Genomic DNA, 1,302 nt, shown 5'->3' with positions numbered 1-1,302 from the left:
CAAGCTTTTGCAACCATTGTTGATGCAAATGTTACAGCCATTATAGCCACTGTTTTACTATTTTGGTTTGGCACAGGTCCAGTTCGTGGTTTTGCTGTAACAATGTTACTTGGTATTATTATCTCCATGTTTACAAATATCACCATTGTCCGCATCATCATGATTTGGATTGTTCGTAAATGGAAAATTAAAAAACTGCATATTCATTCTGCTTTCAACATTCTCCCACAAAACACAACTTTCCACTTTATGAAAGCACGCTTCATTGGTATTGGCGTCTCAATTATTTTATCAATGGCTTCAGTTTTTCTCTTTTTTAAGCCTGGCTTAAATTTCGGAATTGATTTCATTGGCGGCAGCCAAATGAGTATTACCACGAAAACACCAGCAGACTTAGCCACTCTGCGTTCTAAGCTTTCTACTCTTAATATTGGTGAAATTACCTTGCAAAATATTGATAACGAAAACAGCGTATTAATTCGCATGCAGAAACAAAGTGGTAGCGAAGCACAACAAACCATCGCCATTGATAAAGTCAAAACAGTTGTACAAAATATCTATCCCGATACCATATTCGATCAAATAGAAGTTGTTGGCCCCAAAATTTCAGGCGAGCTTGCCACAGCTGCTTTTACTGCCGTTATTCTTGCGGCTATTGCCATGTCTCTCTACATATGGTTCCGCTTCGAATGGTTCTTTGCCATTGGAGCCATTGTCACACTCATTCTAGACACCACAAAAATGATTGGCTTTTTTGCTTTATTTCAATTTGATTTTAATTTAACAGCCATTGCTGCGCTCTTAACAATTGTTGGATATTCCATAAATGATAAGGTTGTCGTCTATGATAGGATGCGTGAAAATATGCGTCTTTATAAAAAAATGCCTTTGCGCGAACTGATTGATATGTCGATTAATCAGGTTCTTGTACGGTGTCTTTTTACATCAACTACAACGATTCTTGCTATGCTTCCCATGGCGATATGGGGTGGAAATGCTGTTCATAATTTTGCATTACCCATGGTCTTTGGAATTATTATTGCAACATCATCCTCTATTTTTATTGCTGCTCCTATTTTACTCCTACTAGGAAATTGGTGGCATAAACGAAATAACCGTGCCAATATTAAAGTGAAATGAGAATGCCTTTAATACATATGATACATTACACTTCTCTTCTCATAGAAATATAGTCATTTTCATTCATTCGCTTTTTGATCAAGAATAGTAAATAATCCATGCTCCACGACACACCACTTATCACAACTATTGTTGCAGGCTTATGTTTAGCATTTCTCTTGG

The 1,302-nt window shown here is 36.8% G+C and carries 1 protein-coding gene; it reads left to right on the top strand.

Annotated elements, in window-relative coordinates; translation table 11 throughout:
- On the top strand, positions 1 to 1,140 hold a 1,140-nt coding region (secF, locus tag ACFIO3_RS13265), incomplete at its 5' end, for a protein translocase subunit SecF (RefSeq protein WP_375704611.1).
- Positions 1,141 to 1,302: the final 162 nt, after the last annotated feature.

It is taken from the genome of Bartonella sp. AD328YNZD (assembly GCF_042196425.1).
The sequence above is the reverse complement of the archived record's forward strand: the minus strand, read 5'-3'. Positions and strand labels throughout refer to the sequence as shown.